The organism is Streptomyces sp. NPDC058195, assembly GCF_042883525.1.
Lineage (GTDB): Bacteria > Actinomycetota > Actinomycetes > Streptomycetales > Streptomycetaceae > Streptomyces.
Genome location: NZ_JBHVVM010000046.1, coordinates 1 through 18,160, shown reverse-complemented (window position 1 = coordinate 18,160; position 18,160 = coordinate 1). Strand labels below are relative to the sequence as shown.

Below are 18,160 nucleotides of genomic sequence, written 5' to 3'. Positions count from 1 at the left end.
GGAGCATCCCGCCCCGACACGTTCCGTACGGCCGGACATCGACCACCGCAATCCAGGACACTCACCGCATCCTGTGGTGGGCCCGGGGAAAGGACTCGACGCCATGTCGGAGGCTGTATCCACACGGGCCGCCCCGTCCTGCGGCACCGGCCTGCTCCCGTCGCTCGCCCCGCTGCTGCACGGCTGGCTGCCCCGGCAGCGCTGGTTCGCCGGCAAGGGACGGCCGGTCACCGGCTTCTCGCTGGTGTCGGCGACGGAGATGCTGCCGGTGGGCACCGGTACCGGGCTGCTCCATCTGCTGGTCCGGGTCCACCAGCCCGCCGCGCCCGGACACTCCCCGGACGACTGCTACCAGCTGCTGCTCGGGGTGCGGGCCGTGCTGCCGCCCCGGCTGGCGCCCGCGCTCATCGGCCGGGTGACCGAGGGCCCGCTCGCCGGGCGCACCGTCTACGAGGGACTGCACGACCCGCATCTCGCCGGGCTCCTGCTGGAACGATTCCGTACGCCCGGCACCCTCGGCGCCCTGCGCTTCGGCGGCAGCGGTCCGGCGCTCCCCGGGCGGCTCGCCCCGCGGCCGCTGGACACCGAGCAGTCCAACACCTCGCTCGTCTACGGCGACGCCTACATCCTCAAGATCTTCCGGCGGCTCTTCCCGGGCACCAATCCCGATCTGGAACTTCCGCTGGCGCTGGCCCGGGAGGGCTGCGGCCGGGTGCCCGCTCCCGTCGCCTGGTTCGAGGCCCGCACGCCCCGGCCGCTCACCCTCGGCGTGCTCCAGCCGTTCCTGGGCGGCGCCGAGGACGGCTGGCGGCTCGCGCTGCGCCACCTCGCCGAGGGCCGGGACTTCGCCCCCGAGGCCCGCGCCCTGGGCCGGGCCACCGCCGAGGTGCACACCGCGCTCGCCGCCGCCCTGCCGACGCCCGCCCTGCACCGCGCCCAGACCGAACGGCTGGCCGCCGCGATGGTGCGCCGGCTGGAGTCCGCCGCCCAGGCGGTGCCGGATCTCGCCCCGTACGTACCCGGGCTGCGCACCGCGTTCGACGCGGTGGCCGCGCTGGGCCACCGGGGGCGGGACTGGGCGGCCCAGCGGGTCCACGGCGACCTCCACCTCGGCCAGACCCTGCGCGCGGACGACGGATTCTGGTCGCTGATCGACTTCGAGGGCGAACCGGCCCGGCCGCTGCACGAGCGGCGCAGCCCGCAGCTCCCGGTCCGCGACATCGCCGGGATGCTCCGCTCCTTCGACTACGCGGCCCGCTCGCACCGCCCGTGGAACGACGCGTGGGCGGCCCGCTGCCGCACCGCCTACTGCGAGGGCTACGCCGAGGCCGCGGGCACCGACCCTCGCGGCGAGCCGGAACTGCTGCGCGCCCACGAGACCGACAAGGCGGTGTACGAGGTGCTGTACGAGGCACGGCACCGGCCGGACTGGCTGCCGGTGCCGATGGCCGCGATCCACCGCCTGGCCGCCGCCGAGGACTGACGGACCGTTCCGCACCTCCCCCCACCCTCCGAGGAGCCCGTCCCGTGACCGCCCGCAAGCCCGCCCGCACCGCCTCCGCCCGCACCGCGCCCGCCCGGACCGCCGCCAGGACGCCCCGCGCCGAACCGTCGCGCCCCCGCCGGGGCGGCACACGGGCCGCCCGCCCGCTCGACGGCGCCGACCGGGGGCGGCTGCTGGCCGGTGAGCACCACGCCCCGCACGACCTGCTCGGCGCCCACCCGGTGCGCGGCGGGGTGGGGGTGCGGGTGCTGCGCCCCTTCGCCCGGTCGGTGACGGTGCTCGCCGAGGGGCTGCGGGTGCCGCTGCACGACGAGGGCGACGGCTTCTTCTCCGCGCTGCTGACGGCGAAGGCTCCGCCGGAGTACCGGCTGCTGGTCGCGTACCCGGACGCCGAGGTCGAGGCGGACGACCCGTACCGCTTCCTGCCCTCGCTCGGGGAGCTGGACCTGCACCTGATCGGCGAGGGGCGGCACGAGGAACTGTGGTCCGCCCTCGGGGCGAGGACCATGGAGCACCAGGGGGTGGCGGGCACCCGCTTCACCGTATGGGCGCCGAACGCCCGCGGGGTGCGGGTGGCCGGGGACTTCAACCACTGGGACGGCACCGCCTGCCCGATGCGTTCGCTCGGCTCCACCGGGGTGTGGGAGCTGTTCCTGCCCGGGGTCGGGGAGGGGGCGCTCTACAAGTTCGACGTCTGCCGCCCGGACGGTTCGCACACGCTGCGCGCCGACCCGATGGCCCGGCGGGCCGAGGTGCCGCCCGCCAACGCCTCGGTCGTGACGGCCTCGCGGCACGTGTGGCAGGACCAGGAATGGATGGCGCGGCGCGGTGACGTACCGGCGCACGAGGCGCCGATGTCGGTGTACGAGGTGCATCTGCCGTCCTGGCGGCCGGGGCTCGGCTACCGTCAGCTGGCCGCCCAGCTCCCCGCGTACGTGCGGGCGCTGGGATTCACCCACGTGGAGCTGATGCCGGTCGCCGAGCACCCCTTCGGCGGTTCCTGGGGCTACCAGGTCACCGGCTTCTACGCCCCGACCTCCCGCCTGGGCTCCCCCGACGACTTCCGGTTCCTGGTCGACTCGCTGCACCGGGCCGGGGTCGGGGTGATCGTCGACTGGGTGCCCGCGCACTTCCCGCGCGACGCGTGGGCGCTGGCCGAGTTCGACGGCCGTGCGCTGTACGAGCACCCGGACCCGGCGCGGGCGGCGCATCCCGACTGGGGGACGCTGGAGTTCGACTACGGACGCCGCGAGGTGCGCAACTTCCTCGTGTCCAACGCCACGTACTGGTGCGAGGAGTTCCACGTCGACGGGCTGCGGGTGGACGCCGTCGCCTCGATGCTCTATCTCGACTACTCGCGCGAGGACGGGCAGTGGACACCGAACGAGCACGGCGGCCGGGAGAACCCGGACGCGGTGTCCTTCCTCCAGGAGATGAACGCCACCGTCTACCGGCGCAATCAGGGGGTGGTGACCATCGCCGAGGAGTCCACCGCCTGGGACGGCGTCACCCGTGCCACGGATCTGGGCGGCCTGGGCTTCGGCCTGAAGTGGAACATGGGCTGGATGCACGACTCCCTGGAGTACATGACGAAGGAGCCGGTGCACCGCAAGTACCACCACGACGAGATGACGTTCTCGATGGTGTACGCGTACAGCGAGAACTACGTCCTGCCGATCTCGCACGACGAGGTGGTGCACGGCAAGCGCGCGCTGGTCTCCAAGATGCCCGGTGACTGGTGGCAGCAGCGCGCGAACCACCGGGCCTATCTCGGCTTCATGTGGGCCCACCCGGGCAAGCAGCTCCTCTTCATGGGGCAGGAGTTCGCCCAGGGCGCGGAGTGGTCGGAGGGGCACGGCCCGGACTGGTGGCTGCTCGACCCCTCGTACGCGGCGGAGAGCGATCACCGGGGTGTGCGCGCCCTGGTCGGCGATCTCAACCGGGTGTACACCCAGACGCCCGCGCTCTGGCAGCGCGACACCGTCCCCGAGGGCTTCGCATGGGTGGACGGCGGGGCCGCCGAGGACAACGTCTTCGCGTTCCTGCGCCACGACGCGCACGGCTCGCCGCTGCTGGCCGTCAGCAACTTCTCCCCGGTGGTGCGGCACGACTACCGCCTGGGGGTGCCGGAGGTGCCCGGGGACCGGGTGGCCTGGGCCGAGGTGCTCAACACCGACGCCGCCCACTACGGCGGCGGTGACGTGCGCAATCCGGGCCCGCTGAAACCGCAGCCGGTCCCGGCCCACGGCAGGAGCACCAGCATCGCGCTGGCGCTCCCGCCGCTGGCGACGGTGTGGCTGCGACCGGTGTGACTCAGCCGCCGCAGGTGGTGAACGCGGGCGCGGTCTTCGCCAGGTAGACGCTGGCGTGGCCCAGGTCGTCACTGGTCAGCGGGACGGTGACGGTGTCGTGCGCCTTCCACGGGTAGCCGTTGGCGTCGAAGGTCCAGTCACCGGTGACCTTGGTGGCGAGCTTCGACAGCGCGACCCAGCCGTACTGCTGCTGCGGGACGGTGATCGTCAGGCTGTTGCCCAGCTCTTCCTTCAGGTCGAACGTCACCTTGTCGGTGAGGGTGGAGGCGACGGTCGCCTGGACGGGGCTCGGCGACCCCGCGCCCACGGTCGTCGTGAAGGACACGCTGATCTCGCTCGTCCATCCGCTGGAGGTGGTCAGCGTGAACGTCCACGGCACCGGGGCGCCGGTGCCGTTGTACCAGACGGGCGAGACGCACTCGACGGGCAGCGGCTCGGCGGGCGCCTGGGTGCCCTTCGTCCACGAGCAGGTGGTCGCGTCCTTCTGGCAGCGCTTGGAGGCGTACTCGACGGCGGCGTCGAAGGCGTCGCCCGCGGCGGCGGCGGGGATCTTCCACTGCTGGGCGGTGGTGCCGTTGCAGCCGTAGGTCTGGGTCCAGGCGTCGTTGTACTGGGCGTTCAGGACGATGTCGACGCACTTGTTGTCACCGGCGTTGCGGATCATGAAGGTGTTGGCGGCGCCGGTGACGGGCTGGAAGTACCAGCGCTGGGCGGCGGCCCCGGAACAGGACTGCTGCCGCAGCGGAAGACCGGTCGCCACGCACTTGCCGGTGGCGTCGTTGGCCAGGGTGAACGATCCGTCAGCCTGCTTGTTGGCGGTCCACTGCTGGTGGTAGCCGGGCGAGGAGTTGGTGACGATGTAGACGCCGTCCCCGGTGTTGCCGTTCTGCACGTCCAGGTTCCGGTTGTTGCTGCCGGAGGTGAACGTCAGTCCGGAGAGGCCGGAGAGTTCACCCGCCCGAGCCGTTCCGGTCTGCGCGGTGAGGCCGAGCACGACGGCCAGTACGGCCACCAGGGCGGCCAGTGCCCTTGGTAAGGCGCGGCTTGTGCGTACGTTCATGGAAGATCCCCCTGTGCGATCATCGGATTGCGCGGAGTGATGGCCTTCGCCACGCTAGCGCCGTCCGCCCGCCGGCACGGGCCACTCCGCGACATTGACCGGCAGCCGGGATGGCCCCCGTGAAGGCTCCGATCGCCGGGGAGGCGGCTCAGAGCCGGTCGAGCACGTCCTCCAGCTCCGCCAGGAGCTTGCGCCTGGGGCGGGCGCCCACCCTCTGCCACACGGGTTCACCGCCGTGGAAGACGATCAGGGTCGGCGCCGACAGCACCGCGTACCGGGCGGCGGTGGCGGGGCTGGTGTCGATGTCGAGCTGGACGATCTCCATGCGTCCGGCCAGCTCGGCGGCGACCGCGGTGAGTACGGGGGCCAGCTGGCGGCACGGGCCGCACCAGTCGGCGGTGAACTCGACCAGGACGGGGAGCCCGGCCCCGAGCACCCGCTCGCCGAAGGTGGCGTCGGTGACTTCGGCGACGCCCCGCGCGGTGTGGATCATCTGTCATCCTCCCAGTTCACAACGTGGTTCCGGTCCACCAGGCAGCTCCGCCGCGGCCTCCAGTTCGGCGCGGGCGAGCTGGGCGCCCACCTGGTCGCGTACGGTGCGCAGCTGCCCGATCAGCGCGTCGAGTTCGCCGAGCTTGCGGCGGTAGACGGCGAGCGAGGCGGGGCAGGCGTCCCCGGCCGGGTGGCCCGCGCGCAGGCACTCGACGAACGGCCGCGTCTCCTCCAGCTCGAACCCGAAGTCCTGGAGGGTCCGGATCTGCTGGACGAGCCGCAGGTCGTCCTCGTCGTAGTCGCGGTAGCCGTTGCCGGCGCGCCGCGCGGACAGGAGCCCGCGCGACTCGTAGTAGCGCAGTGTCCGCGTGGTCGTTCTGGCCCGTTCGGCGAGTTCCCCGATGCGCATGTCAGCGACGGTAGACCTTGACGTCGGCGTCAGGGCAAGCGACGGCGGCCGGGGCCGTCACGGAATCGTCCGTGCCAGCCCCGGCCGCCGTGTTCCGGAGGGCGGCTACGCCTTGGCCGTGGCGGCCTCGGCCTCGCGGGGCGCCGGGACGTCGGCGGTACCGGCGGTCTCGCCGTCCTGGGCCAGCATCTGCTCGTTCCAGGGGAGCGCGCCGGACAGCACCTGGTCCACCCGCTCCTTGTCGATCTCCTTGGTCCACGTGCCGACCAGGACGGTGGCCACGGCGTTGCCCGCGAAGTTCGTCAGGGCGCGGGCCTCACTCATGAAGCGGTCGATGCCGACGATCAGGCCGACACCGTCGACCAGTCCGGGGCGGTGCGACTGGAGGCCGCCGGCGAGGGTGGCCAGGCCCGCGCCGGTGACCCCGGCGGCGCCCTTCGAGGCGACGATCATGAAGAGCAGCAGCGAGATCTGCTCACCGGCGCTGAGCGGGTCGCCCATGGCGTTGGCGATGAAGAGCGAGGACATCGTGAGGTAGATCGCGGTGCCGTCGAGGTTGAAGGAGTAGCCGGTCGGCACGGTGATGCCGACGACCGGGCGGCTGACGCCCAGGTGCTCCATCTTCGCGATGAGCCGCGGCAGGGCGGACTCGGACGAGGAGGTCGACAGGATCAGCAGGAACTCGCGGCCCAGGTACTTCAGCAGGGAGATCAGGTTGACCCCGGCGACCAGCCGCAGGATCGTGCCGAGCACCACGAAGACGAAGATCGCGCAGGTGAGGTAGAAGCCCACCATGATGATGGCGAGGGACTTCAGCGCGTCGACGCCCGTCTCACCGACCACCGCGGCCATCGCGCCGAAGGCGCCGACCGGGGCCGCCCACATGATCATGGCGAGGATGCGGAACACCAGGCGCTGGATGTGGCCGATACCGCGCAGCACCGGCTCCCCGGCCGCGCCCATGGCCTGGAGCGCGAAGCCCGCGAGCAGGGCGACGAGCAGGGTCTGGAGGACCTCGCCCTCGGTGAAGGCGGAGACGATCGTGGTCGGGATGATGCCGAGCAGGAAGTCGGAGGTCGACTCGCTCGCCCCGGCCGCCTGCTTCTCGCCCGCGGCGCGCACCGCCTCGGTGAGGTGCAGGCCCTGGCCGGGCTCCAGCAGGTTGCCGACGAGCAGGCCGATGGCGAGCGCGACGGTCGACATCACCAGGAAGTAGCCGAGGGCCAGACCGCCGACCGCGCCGACCTTGGCGGCCTTGCGGACCGAGCCGACGCCGAGCACGATCGTGCAGAAGATGATGGGCGAGATCATCATCTTGATCAGGTTCACGAAGCCGGTGCCGATCGGCTTCAGCTCGACGGCGACGCCCGGGGCCACGAAGCCCACCAGGATGCCGAGCGCTACGGCCGCGATCACGGCCAGATACAGATAGTGCGTGCGGTCCCGCCTGGCGGCTGCCACTCCCACGGGAATTCTCCTCGGCTCGTCCGGGTCGCTCCCCCGTCCCTGGGGGCGCAAGGGCTGATCCGACGGTCCGGGCCGGAAAAACCCCCGGTGAATATCTCGCTCCCTGTGACGCCGGTCACCGTTGCGTGCATTTAGTTCACCGGTTTTCGGCCAGGCACACTGGGGCCATGCGTCTCCCCCGTACCCGTCCGCGCAGCCTGGCCGGTCAGCTCTTCGCCATGCAGGTGGTGCTGATGACGGCCGTGGTGGCGGGATGCGCGTTCTTCGCGTACGCCTCCGGCAGCGGACAGGCCGAGGAGACCGCGGCCAGGCAGGTGCGGACGGCCGCGCTGTCGATCGCCGGCTCGCCGTCCGTACGGGAGGCGATCCGCACCCCGGACCCGTCCGCCGCGCTCCAGCCGTACGCGGAGCGGGTGCGCGAGGACACCGGGATCGCCTTCGTCACGATCATGTCCCCGGACCGGGTCCGCTGGACGCATCCGGACGCCGCCCTGATCGGCGAGCGGTTCCTCGGGCACACCGCGCGGGCGCTGCGCGGCGAGACCTTCACCGAGACGTACACCGGCACGCTCGGCCCCTCGATCCGGGTCGTCACCCCGGTCCGGGACGGTGGCCGGATCGTCGGCCTGGTCAGCGCGGGCATCACCGTGGACCGGGTCTCCTCGCAGGTGCGGGACCAGCTCGGGGCCCTGGGACTGGCGGCGGGCGGGGCGCTGGCCCTCGGCGGCCTCGGCACATACGTGATCAACGCGAGGCTGCGGCGGCACACCCACGGGATGAACGCCACCGAGCTGAGCCGCCTGCACGACTACCACCAGGCCACCCTGCACGCGGTCCGCGAGGGGCTGCTGATGCTCGACGGGCGGCGCCGGATCGCGCTGATCAACGACGCGGGCCGGGAGCTGCTGGGGCTGGCGCCGGGCGCGGTGGGGCGCCGGGTCGACGAACTGGCGCTGCCCGCCCCGCTGACCGGGGCCCTGCTGGCCGACGGGGAGCGGGTCGACGAACTGCACCTGACGGCGGACCGGGTGATCGTGGTGAACACCCGCCCGGTGGTGGGCGGGGAGCAGCGCGGCACCGTCGTGACCCTGCGCGACCACACCGAACTGCAGGCGCTGTCCGGCGAGCTGGACTCCGAGCGGGGGTTCACCCAGGCGCTGCGCTCGCAGGCGCACGAGGCGGCGAACCGGCTGCACACCGTCGTCTCGCTGATCGAGCTGGGCCGGGCGGACGAGGCGGTGCGCTTCGCCACCGCGGAGCTGGAGCTGGCCCAGGTCCTCACCGACCGGGTGGTGGGGGCGGTCGCCGAGCCGGTGCTGGCCGCGCTGCTGCTCGGCAAGGCGGCCCAGGCGAACGAGCGCGGGGTGGAGCTGGTGCTCGCGGACGACAGCCTGATCGGCGACGGGGCCCTGCCCGCGACGCTGGAGCGGGACCTGGTGACGATCCTCGGCAATCTGATCGACAACGCGGTGGACGCGGCCTCGGAGGCGGCGACCGGCGCGCCCGGCGCGGTACCCGCCCAGCGCGGGCCCGACGGCGGCCGACCCGTCCGCGCCCGGGTCACCGTGACCGCGCTCGCCGGGAGGGACGAGCTGCTGCTGCGGGTCTCCGACACCGGGGCCGGGATCGCCCCCGAGGACGCCGCCGAGGTGTTCGACCGGGGCTGGTCGACGCACGGCACCGGCCGGGGCATCGGCCTCGCGCTCGTCCGGCAGGCGGTGCACCGGGGCGGCGGCACGGTGACGCTGGACGCCGGACCGGACGGCGGCGCGCGGTTCACGGTGCGGCTGCCGCTGACCGGTGCGTGCCGCCCCGTACCGGTACCGGCCGAGAGGGAGGCCACGGCGTGATCCAGGTGCTGGTCGTCGAGGACGACCTGGTGGCGGCGGACGCCCACCGGATGTACGTGGACCGGGTGCCCGGTTTCGCGGTGGCCGCCGTCGCGCATTCGCGGGCGGAGGCGGTACGGGCGCTGGAACGCGCCCCGGTCGACCTGCTCCTGCTCGACCTGTACCTGCCCGACGGGCACGGGCTGCAGCTGCTGCGTGCCCTGCGGGCGGCCGGGCACTCGGCGGACGTCATCGCGGTGACCTCGGCACGGGATCTGGGGGTGGTCCGGGAGGGAGTGTCGCTCGGGGTCGTCCAGTACGTGCTGAAACCGTTCACCTTCGCCACCCTGCGCGACCGGCTGGTGCGGTACGCGGAGTTCCGGGCGGCGGCCGGTGAGGCGAGCGGGCAGGACGAGGTGGACCGGGCGCTGGGCGCCCTGCGCTCCCCCGAGCCCGCCCGGCTGCCGAAGGGGCTGAGCGGCCCCACCCTGGAGGCGGTGACCCGCGCCCTGCGGGCCGCCCCGGACGGGGTGACGGCCAGAGGGGCCGGCGAGGAGCTGGGCATCTCCCGGATCACCGCCCGCCGCTATCTGGAGCACCTGGTGACGGTGGGGCGCGCGGTACGCAGCCCGCAGTACGGGCAGATCGGCCGTCCGGAGCTGTACTACCGCTGGGTGAGCCGGGGGCACTGAGCCGACGCGTGGCCGTAGCCGTGGACGTGATCAACCTGGGACTTCTCGGACGATCCTACGATTCGCGGATATCGGTGGAACACACCGTAGTCATGCCATCCCTTGACTCCTACCGTGGGGCCGTGTCCCCCTCCCCGCCGTTCAACGCCCCCGCCGCGCGCCGGCTCCGCGCGGCCCTGGGGATGCTTCCCGGTCATGTCGCGTACGGGCTCGCGGCCCAGTACGGGCTGCGGATCAGCACCGAGACGGTGATCGCCTGGGAGCGCGGCCTCGCCGTGCCGAGCACGTACGAACTCACGGCGCTGGCCGGGGTGTTGTGGTGCTCGCCGGACGAACTGCTCACCGCCGCGCGCACCCTGCGGGAGCACCGGACGGTCAGGCGCCTGAGCGCGCAGGAGCTGGCGCGGCTGGTGGGGCTCAGCACCTCCGCGTATCTGCGGATGGAGGAGACCGGGCGCTGGCGCGGCAACGAGCGCCAGTCCGCGGCGCTCGCCGAGGCGCTGGGGCTGACGGCGGCCGGGCTCGTCACGGTGTCCGGCCGGGACGAGGAGCTGACGGAGCTGCTGCGCGCCGCGGCGGCCACCCGCTGGCAGGCACAGCTCCGGGCGGTGGCGAAGCTGGTGCCGCTGGAGCGCGGTTTCCTCCAGGACGTGCTGGAGCAGCTGCACTCCGACTACCAGTCCTTGACGGTGCCGACGCTGAGCTGGAGCGGTACGGATACGGAGCGGCCCGGCTCGGCCGGTGAGGCCGGGCGGCAGTTCCTGGCGACGGTCCTGGAGCGGTTCTGGCGGACGGCGGGGGTGCGCGGCCCGGGACAGTGAGCCTCTGGTGGCCACCGGGGTCAGCCGGGGGCCACCGGGTCGAAGGAGAACAGCTTTCCCCGGTCCTGCCCCGCACAGCCCGCCTGCACCAGCCTGGCCCCGCGTCGCACGCTGCCGTTCTCGGTGCCGACGCACAGCCGGGTGTGGGCGGGGCGGATGCGGTAGCCCTCGACGGGGTCGCCCACCGGCTGGATCAGGAACTCCTCCGCCCGTCCCCGCAGACCGCACTCCTGGTCCTGGAGCGGGGCCCCGGCGTCGGGCGCCTGGTCGATGACGCCGGTGCAGCCCTTGTCGTAGACCGGGTGGTCGGTCACGATCCGCCAGGCGTCGTCGCCCAGCGGCAGGAGCGAGAAGGCGGGGATCGTGTCCTGCCCGCACGGCACCTGGTACAGCCACCCCAGGTCCGTTCCCCGCTTCTCGGAGAAGCAGAGCCCGGAGTCCACGGAGCGCAGCTGCACCGTCCGCCCGGTGACCGGACCGGTCACGGGCCCGTTCGCCCGGTCGCCGTCCTCGTCGCCGGGTACGAGCAGGACGGCGGTCACCCCGGCGGCGAGCGCCACGGCCGCGGCGGTGGCCACCGTCAGGACGCGGATCCGGCGCCGGGGGGCGGGCGGCCCGGGGAGCGGGACGGTGGGCGGCTCGCCGAAGAGCGCGCCGGTGGCGGCGGGACCACCCACGGACGGTTCCCCGGGGCCGGTGCGCCGCCCGTGGGCGGCGAGTTCCGCGCGTACCGCGAGCCAGTCCCGTATCTGGTCGGGGCCGAGGCCGCAGGCCCGTACGAAGGCGGCGAGCAGTTCCTCCCGGGGGACCGAGGCGCGGGCCAGCATGTTGGCGATCGTGGAGCGCGGCAGTACGTCACCGGCCGCCTCGGCGCGCAGGGCCAGCTCGCGGAAGGTCAGCCCGGAGGCGTCCTTGAGCGTCCGCAGGAGAGCGACGAACTCGGGCCCGCTCCGTGCCTCCTGAGGATCCGGAGCCCTGTCCTCGACCATCATGCGCCGCGCCCCTCCCCTGGGTTCCGCGCCCGGACAGGACTGGGACATGTCCGGGACAGGGGCAAGCCTTGTTGATCCGGCCCGGCTGCTCAAGAGTGGTTTTTGGCACCGCGGCCCGCCCCGGCCGGCCGTCCCGGGCGGTCGCGGGCGCCGGGGAACGGCGAGCGGCCCCGACCGCCCACGGGGGGACGGTCGGAGCCGCTTCGCCGCTACGCCGGGCCGCCGCCGTACGGGCGGGCTCAGAAGACCGACTCGGCCTCGTCCATCCGGTTCGTGGGAACCGTCTTGAGCTGCGTGATCGCGTCGGCGAGCGGCACCATCGCGATGTCCGTGCCGCGCAGCGCCGTCATCATGCCGAAGTCGCCCCGGTGCGCGGCCTCGACCGCGTGCCAGCCGAAGCGGGTGGCGAGCACCCGGTCGTACGCGGTCGGTGTGCCGCCCCGCTGCACATGGCCGAGAATGACCGGCCGGGCCTCCTTGCCGAGCCGCTTCTCCAGCTCGATGGCCAGCCGGTTGCCGATGCCCTGGAAGCGCTCGTGACCGTACTGGTCGATCTCGCCCTTGGCGTACGGCATGGAGCCCTCGGCCGGGTGGGCGCCCTCGGCCACGCAGATGACGGCGAACTTCTTGCCGCGCGCGAAGCGTTCCTCGACCATCTTCACCAGGTCGTCGACCTCGAAGCGGCGCTCGGGCAGGCAGATCCCGTGGGCGCCGCCGGCCATGCCGGACTCCAGCGCGATCCAGCCCGCGTGGCGGCCCATCACCTCGACGACCATGACCCGCTGGTGCGATTCGGCGGTGGTCTTGAGCCGGTCTATGGCGTCGGTGGCGACGCCCACCGCGGTGTCGAAGCCGAAGGTGCGGTCGGTGGCGGAGATGTCGTTGTCGATGGTCTTGGGAACGCCGACGACGGGCATTCCGGCGTCCGACAGCATCCGGGCGGCGGTGAGGGTGCCCTCGCCGCCGATCGGGATGAGCGCGTCCATGCCGTAACGGCGGCTCAGCTCGGCGCAGTTCTCGGCGGCCTCGCGGAGCCGGTCGCGCTCCAGCCGGGCCGAACCGAGGATGGTGCCGCCGCGGGCGAGGATACCGCTGACCGCGTTGAGGTCGAGGGGGCGGAAGTGGCCGTCGAGGAGCCCCTTGAACCCGTCCTCGAAGCCGATCACCTCGTCCCCGTGGCCCACCACGGCGCGGTGCACGACCGAACGGATCACTGCGTTCAGGCCCGGACAGTCGCCGCCTGCGGTGAGAATTCCGATGCGCATCGTGCTGTGTCTCCTGCTCGCTAGTGCTGTGCCGCGCCGGGGGACCGTACGGATACCCCCCTTGCCCTGAGCCACGCCGATTGTCCCACGAGAGGTCTGGACCTCGCGCTCACGGCCGTCCCGGGGGCGGTTCTCCCGGCGGGCGGCGCCTCGGGGCCCGCGGGTATCGTCAACATGGCAATACCATCCCAAACCGCGGACGGACGGGAGAACGCGCGTGACGCGCAGCGTGTACGTGACCGGGATCGACCGGGGAGACGGCCGCCAGGTCGTCGATCTGGGTGTCATGGAGCTCCTGACGCGTCAGGTGGACCGGGTCGGTGTCTTCCGCCCGCTCGTCCACGACGGACCCGACCGGCTCTTCGAGCTGCTCCGCTCCCGCTACCGCCTCCCCCAGGACCCCGGGTCGGCCTACGGGCTCGACTACCACGAGGCCTCCGCGCTCCAGGCCGAGCGGGGCACCGACGAGCTGGTCTCCCGCCTGGTCGACCGGTTCCACCAGGTGGCCCAGAAGTACGAGGTGGTGCTGGTGCTCGGCACCGACTTCGCCGCCACCCAGCTGCCCGATGAGCTGGCGCTCAACGCCCGCCTGGCCAACGAGTTCGGCGCCTCGGTGATCGCGGTGGTCGGCGGGAAGGGCCAGACCGCGGAGTCGGTGCGGGCCGAGACCCGCAACGCCTTTCGCGCGTACGCCGGACTGGGCTGCGACGTCGTCGCGATGATCGTGAACCGGGTGGCGGCGGAGGACCGCGAGGCCATCGCGCAGCGGCTGACGGCCACCCTGCCCGTCCCGTGTTCGGTGCTGCCCGACGACGCGGCGCTCTCCGCGCCGACCGTCGCCCAGATCACCTCGGCGCTCGGCGGCACGGTGCTGCTCGGCGACGAGTCCGGGCTGGCCCGGGACGCGCTGGACTTCGTCTTCGGCGGTGCGATGCTGCCGAACCTGCTGAAGGCGCTGACGCCGGGCTGCCTGGTGGTGGCGCCCGGGGACCGGTCGGACCTGGTGGTCGGTTCGCTGGCCGCGCACAGCGCGGGCACCCCGCCCATCGCGGGGGTGCTGCTGACGCTGGACGAGCGCCCCGGCGAGGAGATACTCACGCTGGCCGCACGGCTCGCACCGGGCACCCCGGTCGTGTCGGTGGCCGACGGATCGTTCCCCACCGCGGGCCGGCTCTTCGCCCTGGAGGGCAAGCTGAACGCCGCGACGCCCCGCAAGGCGGAGACCGCGCTCGGCCTCTTCGAGCGCCATGTGGACACCTCGGCCCTGCTGGAGCGGATCTCGGTGGCCCGCAGCGGACGCGTCACTCCGATGATGTTCGAGCACGAACTGCTGGAGCAGGCCCGTGCCGACCGCCGCCGGGTGGTCCTCCCGGAGGGCACCGAGGAGCGGGTGCTGCGCGCCGCCGACGTACTGCTGCGCCGTGACGTCTGCGAGCTGACCCTGCTGGGCGAGCCCGACGTCATCCGCAAGAAGGCCGCCGACCTCGGCATCGACCTGGCCGGAACCCAGATCATCGACCCGCAGCTCTCCGAGCTGCGCCGGACGTTCGCCGAGCGGTACGCGGAGCTGCGGGCGCACCGCGGGGTCACGGTGGAGCTGGCGTACGACGTCGTCGCGGACGTCAACTACTTCGGCACCCTGATGGTCCAGGAAGGGCTGGCGGACGGCATGGTCTCCGGGGCCGTGCACTCCACGGCGGCGACGATCCGCCCGGCGTTCGAGATCATCAAGACCAAGGAGGAGGCGTCGATCGTCTCCTCCGTCTTCTTCATGTGCCTCGCCGACAAGGTGCTGGTCTACGGCGACTGCGCGGTCAACCCGGACCCGGACGCGGAGCAGCTCGCCGACATCGCGGTGCAGTCGGCCGCGACCGCCGCCCGGTTCGGTGTGGAGCCCCGGATCGCGATGCTGTCGTACTCGACGGGCACCTCGGGTTCGGGTGCCGACGTCGACAAGGTGCGCGAGGCGACGGACCGGGTCAGGGCGAGCAGGCCGGACCTGAGCGTCGAGGGCCCGATCCAGTACGACGCCGCGGTGGAGCCGAGCGTCGCCGCGACGAAGCTGCCCGGCTCCGAGGTGGCGGGCCGGGCGACGGTGCTGGTCTTCCCGGACCTGAACACCGGCAACAACACGTACAAGGCGGTGCAGCGCTCGGCGGGCGCGGTGGCGGTCGGGCCGGTGCTCCAGGGGCTGCGCAAGCCCGTCAACGACCTGTCGCGCGGCGCGCTCGTCCAGGACATCGTCAACACCGTGGCCATCACGGCGATCCAGGCGCAGGGCGCCCGAGGGGTGAGGAACGGATGACCGTCGCGACCACCGAGGACACCAGCGAGGACTCCGCCGGGGCGGGGGCGTACCGCGTGCTGGTCCTCAACTCCGGCTCCTCGTCGGTGAAGTACCAGCTGCTCGACATGAGCGACCGGACCCGGCTCGCGGTGGGGCTGATCGAGCGGATCGGCGAGGAGACCTCCCGTCTGGTGCACACCCCGCTGCTGGGCGGCGGCGCCGAGACCCGGGAGCGGACCGGCCGCATCGCCGACCACGAGGAGGCGCTGCGGGCGGCGGCCGGGGAACTGGCGGCGGACGGGCTCGGCCTGGACTCGCCCCGGCTCGCGGCGATCGGCCACCGGGTGGTGCACGGCGGGCTGTGCTTCACCGAGCCGGTGGTGATCGACGACGGGGTGCTGGAGGAGATCGAGCGGCTGGTCCCGGTGGCTCCGCTGCACAATCCGGCGAACATCACCGGCATCCGCACCGCGCGGGCCCTGCGGCCGGACCTGCCGCAGGTGGCGGTCTTCGACACGGCCTTCCACACGACGATGCCGGAGCACGCGGCGCGGTACGCGATCGACACGGAGACCGCGGACGCGCACCGCATCCGGCGCTACGGATTCCACGGCACCTCGCACGCGTACGTCTCCCGCAAGGCCGCCGAGCTGCTGGGCCGCACCCCCGAGGAGGTCAATGTCATCGTGCTCCACCTGGGCAACGGCGCCTCGGCCTCGGCGGTGGCGGGCGGCCGGTGCGTGGAGACCTCGATGGGGCTGACGCCGCTGGAGGGGCTGGTGATGGGCACCCGGTCCGGGGACGTCGATCCGGCCGTCACCTTCCATCTGATGCGGGTCGCGGGGATGTCGGCGGACGAGATCGACACGCTGCTGAACAAGAAGAGCGGTCTGGTCGGGCTCTGCGGCGACAACGACATGCGGGAGATCCGGCGCCGGGTCGAGGCGGGGGACGAGCGGGCGGCGCTGGCGTTCGACATCTACGTGCACCGGCTGAAGAAGTACATCGGCGCCTACTCGGCGGTGCTGGGCCGGGTGGACGCCGTGGTGTTCACCGCGGGGGTCGGGGAGAACTCGGCGCCGGTGCGTGAGGCCGCCATCGCCGGGCTGGAGGAGCTGGGCCTGGTGGTGGACGCGGACCTGAACAGCGTGCGGTCCGGCCAGCCGCGGCTGATCTCGCCGGACTACGCGCGGGTCGCGGTCGCCGTGGTGCCGACGGACGAGGAGCTGGAGATAGCCGTCCAGACCTTCGCGCTCGTCGGGCCGGACGGCGGGACCGCCGGGCAGGCGGGCGGGGCTGACGGGCGGCCGGGCGGGGCCGTCGGAGAGGTCCACAACTGAGCACCCCCGCGCCCCTTTGTATCTTCCGCCAGACGGAATATTCCGTAGTGAAACAAACCGATAGGATCCGCCTCATGCGCCGTTCCAAAATCGTCTGCACCCTCGGTCCCGCCGTCGACTCCCACGAGCAGCTCGTCGCTCTGATCGAGGCCGGCATGAGCGTGGCCCGTTTCAACTTCAGTCACGGCAGCCACGAGGAGCACCAGGCCCGTTACGACCGGGTCCGCCGGGCCGCCGCCGAGACGGGCCGGGCGATCGGTGTGCTCGCCGATCTCCAGGGCCCGAAGATCCGGCTGGCGAAGTTCGCCGAAGGCCCGGTCGAGCTGGTCCGCGGTGACGAGTTCACCATCACCTCCGAGGACGTCCCGGGCGACAAGTCGATCTGCGGCACGACCTACAAGGGCCTGCCCGGCGACGTCACCAAGGGCGACCCGATCCTGATCAACGACGGCAACGTCGAGCTGAAGGTCGTCGCGGTCGAGGGCTCCCGGGTGCGGACGATCGTCATCGAGGGCGGCGTCATCTCCGACCACAAGGGCATCAACCTGCCCGGTGCGGCGGTCAACGTCCCGGCCCTGTCCGAGAAGGACGTCGAGGACCTGCGGTTCGCCCTGCGGATGGGCTGCGACCTGGTGGCGCTCTCCTTCGTCCGGGACGCCGACGACATCAAGGACGTCCACAAGGTGATGGACGAGGTGGGCCGCCGGGTTCCGGTCATCGCCAAGGTGGAGAAGCCGCAGGCGGTCGAGCACATGCAGGAGGTCGTCATGGCCTTCGACGGTGTGATGGTGGCCCGCGGCGACCTGGCCGTCGAATACCCGCTGGAGAAGGTCCCGATGGTGCAGAAGCGCCTGGTGGAGCTGTGCCGGCGGAACGCCAAGCCGGTGATCGTGGCGACCCAGATGATGGAGTCGATGATCACCAACTCGCGGCCGACCCGCGCCGAGGCGTCCGACGTCGCCAACGCGATCCTGGACGGCGCGGACGCGGTCATGCTGTCGGCCGAGTCCAGCGTGGGCGCGTACCCGATCGAGACGGTCAAGACGATGGCGAAGATCGTCGTCGCCGCCGAGGAGGAGCTGCTCTCCAAGGGGCTGCAGCCCCTGGTGCCGGGCAAGAAGCCGCGCACCCAGGGCGGTTCGGTGGCCCGTGCGGCCTGCGAGATCGCGGACTTCCTGGACGGCCGGGCACTGGTCGCCTTCACCAAGTCCGGTGACACCGCCCGCAGGCTCTCCCGCTACCGCGCGGCCCAGCCCATCCTGGCCTTCACCACCGACGAGTCCACCCGCAACCAGCTCGCGCTGAGCTGGGGCGTCGAGGCCCATGTCGTCCCGCACGTGGACAACACCGACGCGATGGTCGACCTGGTCGACGGCGAGCTGCTGAAGCTCGGCCGCTACAACGCGGGCGACACCATGGTCATCACGGCCGGATCGCCCCCCGGCATCCCCGGCACCACCAACATGGTGCGGGTGCACCACGTCGGTGGCGGCGCCCGCGACTGACGCCGCCCCGGCGGACGCCCGTGGGCCGCACTCCTGGCCAGGAGTGCGGCCCACGGCTGTGCGTGCGGCTAGGGCCTCTCGTTTGGATCATGCCGGGCTCGCGGGGGCCGGCACGCACAACAGCCGCGTTGTCGTCAGTCACCCACCCACCCCCTCGGCGCCATACACCCCCCCCCCCCAGCAAC

14 protein-coding genes are annotated in these 18,160 nt (G+C 72.8%); 8 read left to right on the top strand and 6 right to left on the bottom strand.

Features of this window, described 5'->3' with window-relative positions; translation table 11 throughout:
- The first annotated feature begins 103 nt into the window (after window positions 1-103).
- Window positions 104-1,483 (top strand): maltokinase, encoded by a 1,380-nt coding sequence (locus ACFVWY_RS34015; protein WP_389878794.1) that lies wholly within the window; start codon window positions 104-106, stop codon window positions 1,481-1,483.
- Window positions 1,480-3,816: a 1,4-alpha-glucan branching enzyme gene (gene glgB / locus ACFVWY_RS34010; protein WP_389878807.1), complete on the top strand. Its 2,337-nt coding sequence runs from the start codon at window positions 1,480-1,482 to the stop codon at window positions 3,814-3,816. The genes ACFVWY_RS34015 and glgB overlap by 4 nt, the downstream gene beginning before the upstream one ends.
- Window position 3,817: 1 nt before the next feature.
- On the opposite strand, the gene ACFVWY_RS34005 is transcribed toward glgB, so the two are convergent.
- The 4 genes from ACFVWY_RS34005 to ACFVWY_RS33990 form a co-directional block, all read right to left on the bottom strand.
- Window positions 3,818-4,876, bottom strand: coding sequence for an RICIN domain-containing protein (locus tag ACFVWY_RS34005; RefSeq protein WP_389878793.1), 1,059 nt, complete (start codon window positions 4,874-4,876; stop codon window positions 3,818-3,820).
- A gap of 148 nt (window positions 4,877-5,024) precedes the next feature.
- Window positions 5,025-5,369, bottom strand: a complete 345-nt coding sequence (locus ACFVWY_RS34000) for a thioredoxin family protein (RefSeq protein ID WP_389878792.1) — start codon at window positions 5,367-5,369, stop codon at window positions 5,025-5,027.
- A gap of 3 nt (window positions 5,370-5,372) precedes the next feature.
- Window positions 5,373-5,777, bottom strand: a complete 405-nt coding sequence (locus tag ACFVWY_RS33995) for a MerR family transcriptional regulator (protein WP_389878791.1) — start codon at window positions 5,775-5,777, stop codon at window positions 5,373-5,375.
- A gap of 105 nt (window positions 5,778-5,882) precedes the next feature.
- The gene (locus tag ACFVWY_RS33990; protein WP_389878789.1) at window positions 5,883-7,244 is read right to left on the bottom strand and encodes a cation:dicarboxylate symporter family transporter; all 1,362 of its coding nucleotides are present in this window, start codon (window positions 7,242-7,244) and stop codon (window positions 5,883-5,885) included.
- A 167-nt stretch (window positions 7,245-7,411) separates the two neighbouring features.
- Here ACFVWY_RS33990 and ACFVWY_RS33985 point away from each other — a divergent pair, with 167 nt between their 5' ends.
- The 3 genes from ACFVWY_RS33985 to ACFVWY_RS33975 all read left to right on the top strand — a co-directional run bounded on the left by ACFVWY_RS33985 (window position 7,412) and on the right by ACFVWY_RS33975 (window position 10,586).
- Window positions 7,412-9,094 (top strand): ATP-binding protein, encoded by a 1,683-nt coding sequence (locus ACFVWY_RS33985; RefSeq protein ID WP_389878788.1) that lies wholly within the window; start codon window positions 7,412-7,414, stop codon window positions 9,092-9,094.
- The gene (locus tag ACFVWY_RS33980) at window positions 9,091-9,765 is read left to right on the top strand and encodes a response regulator (protein WP_389878787.1); all 675 of its coding nucleotides are present in this window, start codon (window positions 9,091-9,093) and stop codon (window positions 9,763-9,765) included. The genes ACFVWY_RS33985 and ACFVWY_RS33980 overlap by 4 nt, the downstream gene beginning before the upstream one ends.
- A gap of 182 nt (window positions 9,766-9,947) precedes the next feature.
- Entirely contained in the window at window positions 9,948-10,586 is a 639-nt protein-coding gene (locus tag ACFVWY_RS33975; protein ID WP_389878806.1) for a helix-turn-helix domain-containing protein, read from the top strand.
- A 20-nt stretch (window positions 10,587-10,606) separates the two neighbouring features.
- Here ACFVWY_RS33975 and ACFVWY_RS33970 read toward each other — a convergent pair whose 3' ends face one another.
- Window positions 10,607-11,578, bottom strand: coding sequence for a helix-turn-helix domain-containing protein (locus ACFVWY_RS33970; protein ID WP_389878786.1), 972 nt, complete (start codon window positions 11,576-11,578; stop codon window positions 10,607-10,609).
- Window positions 11,579-11,817: 239 nt separating this feature from the next.
- Complete coding sequence (locus ACFVWY_RS33965; protein ID WP_389878785.1) at window positions 11,818-12,843, bottom strand: ATP-dependent 6-phosphofructokinase; 1,026 nt, start codon at window positions 12,841-12,843, stop codon at window positions 11,818-11,820.
- A gap of 217 nt (window positions 12,844-13,060) precedes the next feature.
- On the opposite strand from ACFVWY_RS33965, the gene pta reads away from it, so the two are divergent.
- The 3 genes from pta to pyk all read left to right on the top strand — a co-directional run bounded on the left by pta (window position 13,061) and on the right by pyk (window position 17,975).
- Window positions 13,061-15,148: a phosphate acetyltransferase gene (pta, locus tag ACFVWY_RS33960; protein WP_389878784.1), complete on the top strand. Its 2,088-nt coding sequence runs from the start codon at window positions 13,061-13,063 to the stop codon at window positions 15,146-15,148.
- Window positions 15,145-16,470 carry an acetate kinase gene (locus ACFVWY_RS33955; RefSeq protein WP_389878783.1) on the top strand — a complete coding sequence of 442 codons (1,326 nt, stop codon included), beginning with the start codon at window positions 15,145-15,147 and terminating at the stop codon, window positions 16,468-16,470. The genes pta and ACFVWY_RS33955 overlap by 4 nt, the downstream gene beginning before the upstream one ends.
- Before the next feature lie 74 nt (window positions 16,471-16,544).
- Window positions 16,545-17,975, top strand: a complete 1,431-nt coding sequence (gene pyk, locus ACFVWY_RS33950; protein ID WP_389878782.1) for a pyruvate kinase — start codon at window positions 16,545-16,547, stop codon at window positions 17,973-17,975.
- The last annotated feature ends 185 nt before the right edge of the window (window positions 17,976-18,160 follow it).

What these genes read in the sequence shown, in the direction of transcription:
- ACFVWY_RS33970 (WP_389878786.1), bottom strand. Translation starts at nt 11,578, where the DNA reads ATGATGGTCGAGGACAGGGCTCCGGATCCTCAGGAGGCACGGAGCGGG.
- ACFVWY_RS34005 (WP_389878793.1), bottom strand. Translation starts at nt 4,876, where the DNA reads ATGAACGTACGCACAAGCCGCGCCTTACCAAGGGCACTGGCCGCCCTG.
- ACFVWY_RS33965 (WP_389878785.1), bottom strand. Translation starts at nt 12,843, where the DNA reads ATGCGCATCGGAATTCTCACCGCAGGCGGCGACTGTCCGGGCCTGAAC.
- ACFVWY_RS33995 (WP_389878791.1), bottom strand. Translation starts at nt 5,777, where the DNA reads ATGCGCATCGGGGAACTCGCCGAACGGGCCAGAACGACCACGCGGACA.
- ACFVWY_RS33975 (WP_389878806.1), top strand. Translation starts at nt 9,948, where the DNA reads ATGCTTCCCGGTCATGTCGCGTACGGGCTCGCGGCCCAGTACGGGCTG.
- ACFVWY_RS34000 (WP_389878792.1), bottom strand. Translation starts at nt 5,369, where the DNA reads ATGATCCACACCGCGCGGGGCGTCGCCGAAGTCACCGACGCCACCTTC.
- ACFVWY_RS33955 (WP_389878783.1), top strand. Translation starts at nt 15,145, where the DNA reads ATGACCGTCGCGACCACCGAGGACACCAGCGAGGACTCCGCCGGGGCG.
- pyk (WP_389878782.1), top strand. Translation starts at nt 16,545, where the DNA reads ATGCGCCGTTCCAAAATCGTCTGCACCCTCGGTCCCGCCGTCGACTCC.
- ACFVWY_RS34015 (WP_389878794.1), top strand. Translation starts at nt 104, where the DNA reads ATGTCGGAGGCTGTATCCACACGGGCCGCCCCGTCCTGCGGCACCGGC.
- ACFVWY_RS33985 (WP_389878788.1), top strand. Translation starts at nt 7,412, where the DNA reads ATGCGTCTCCCCCGTACCCGTCCGCGCAGCCTGGCCGGTCAGCTCTTC.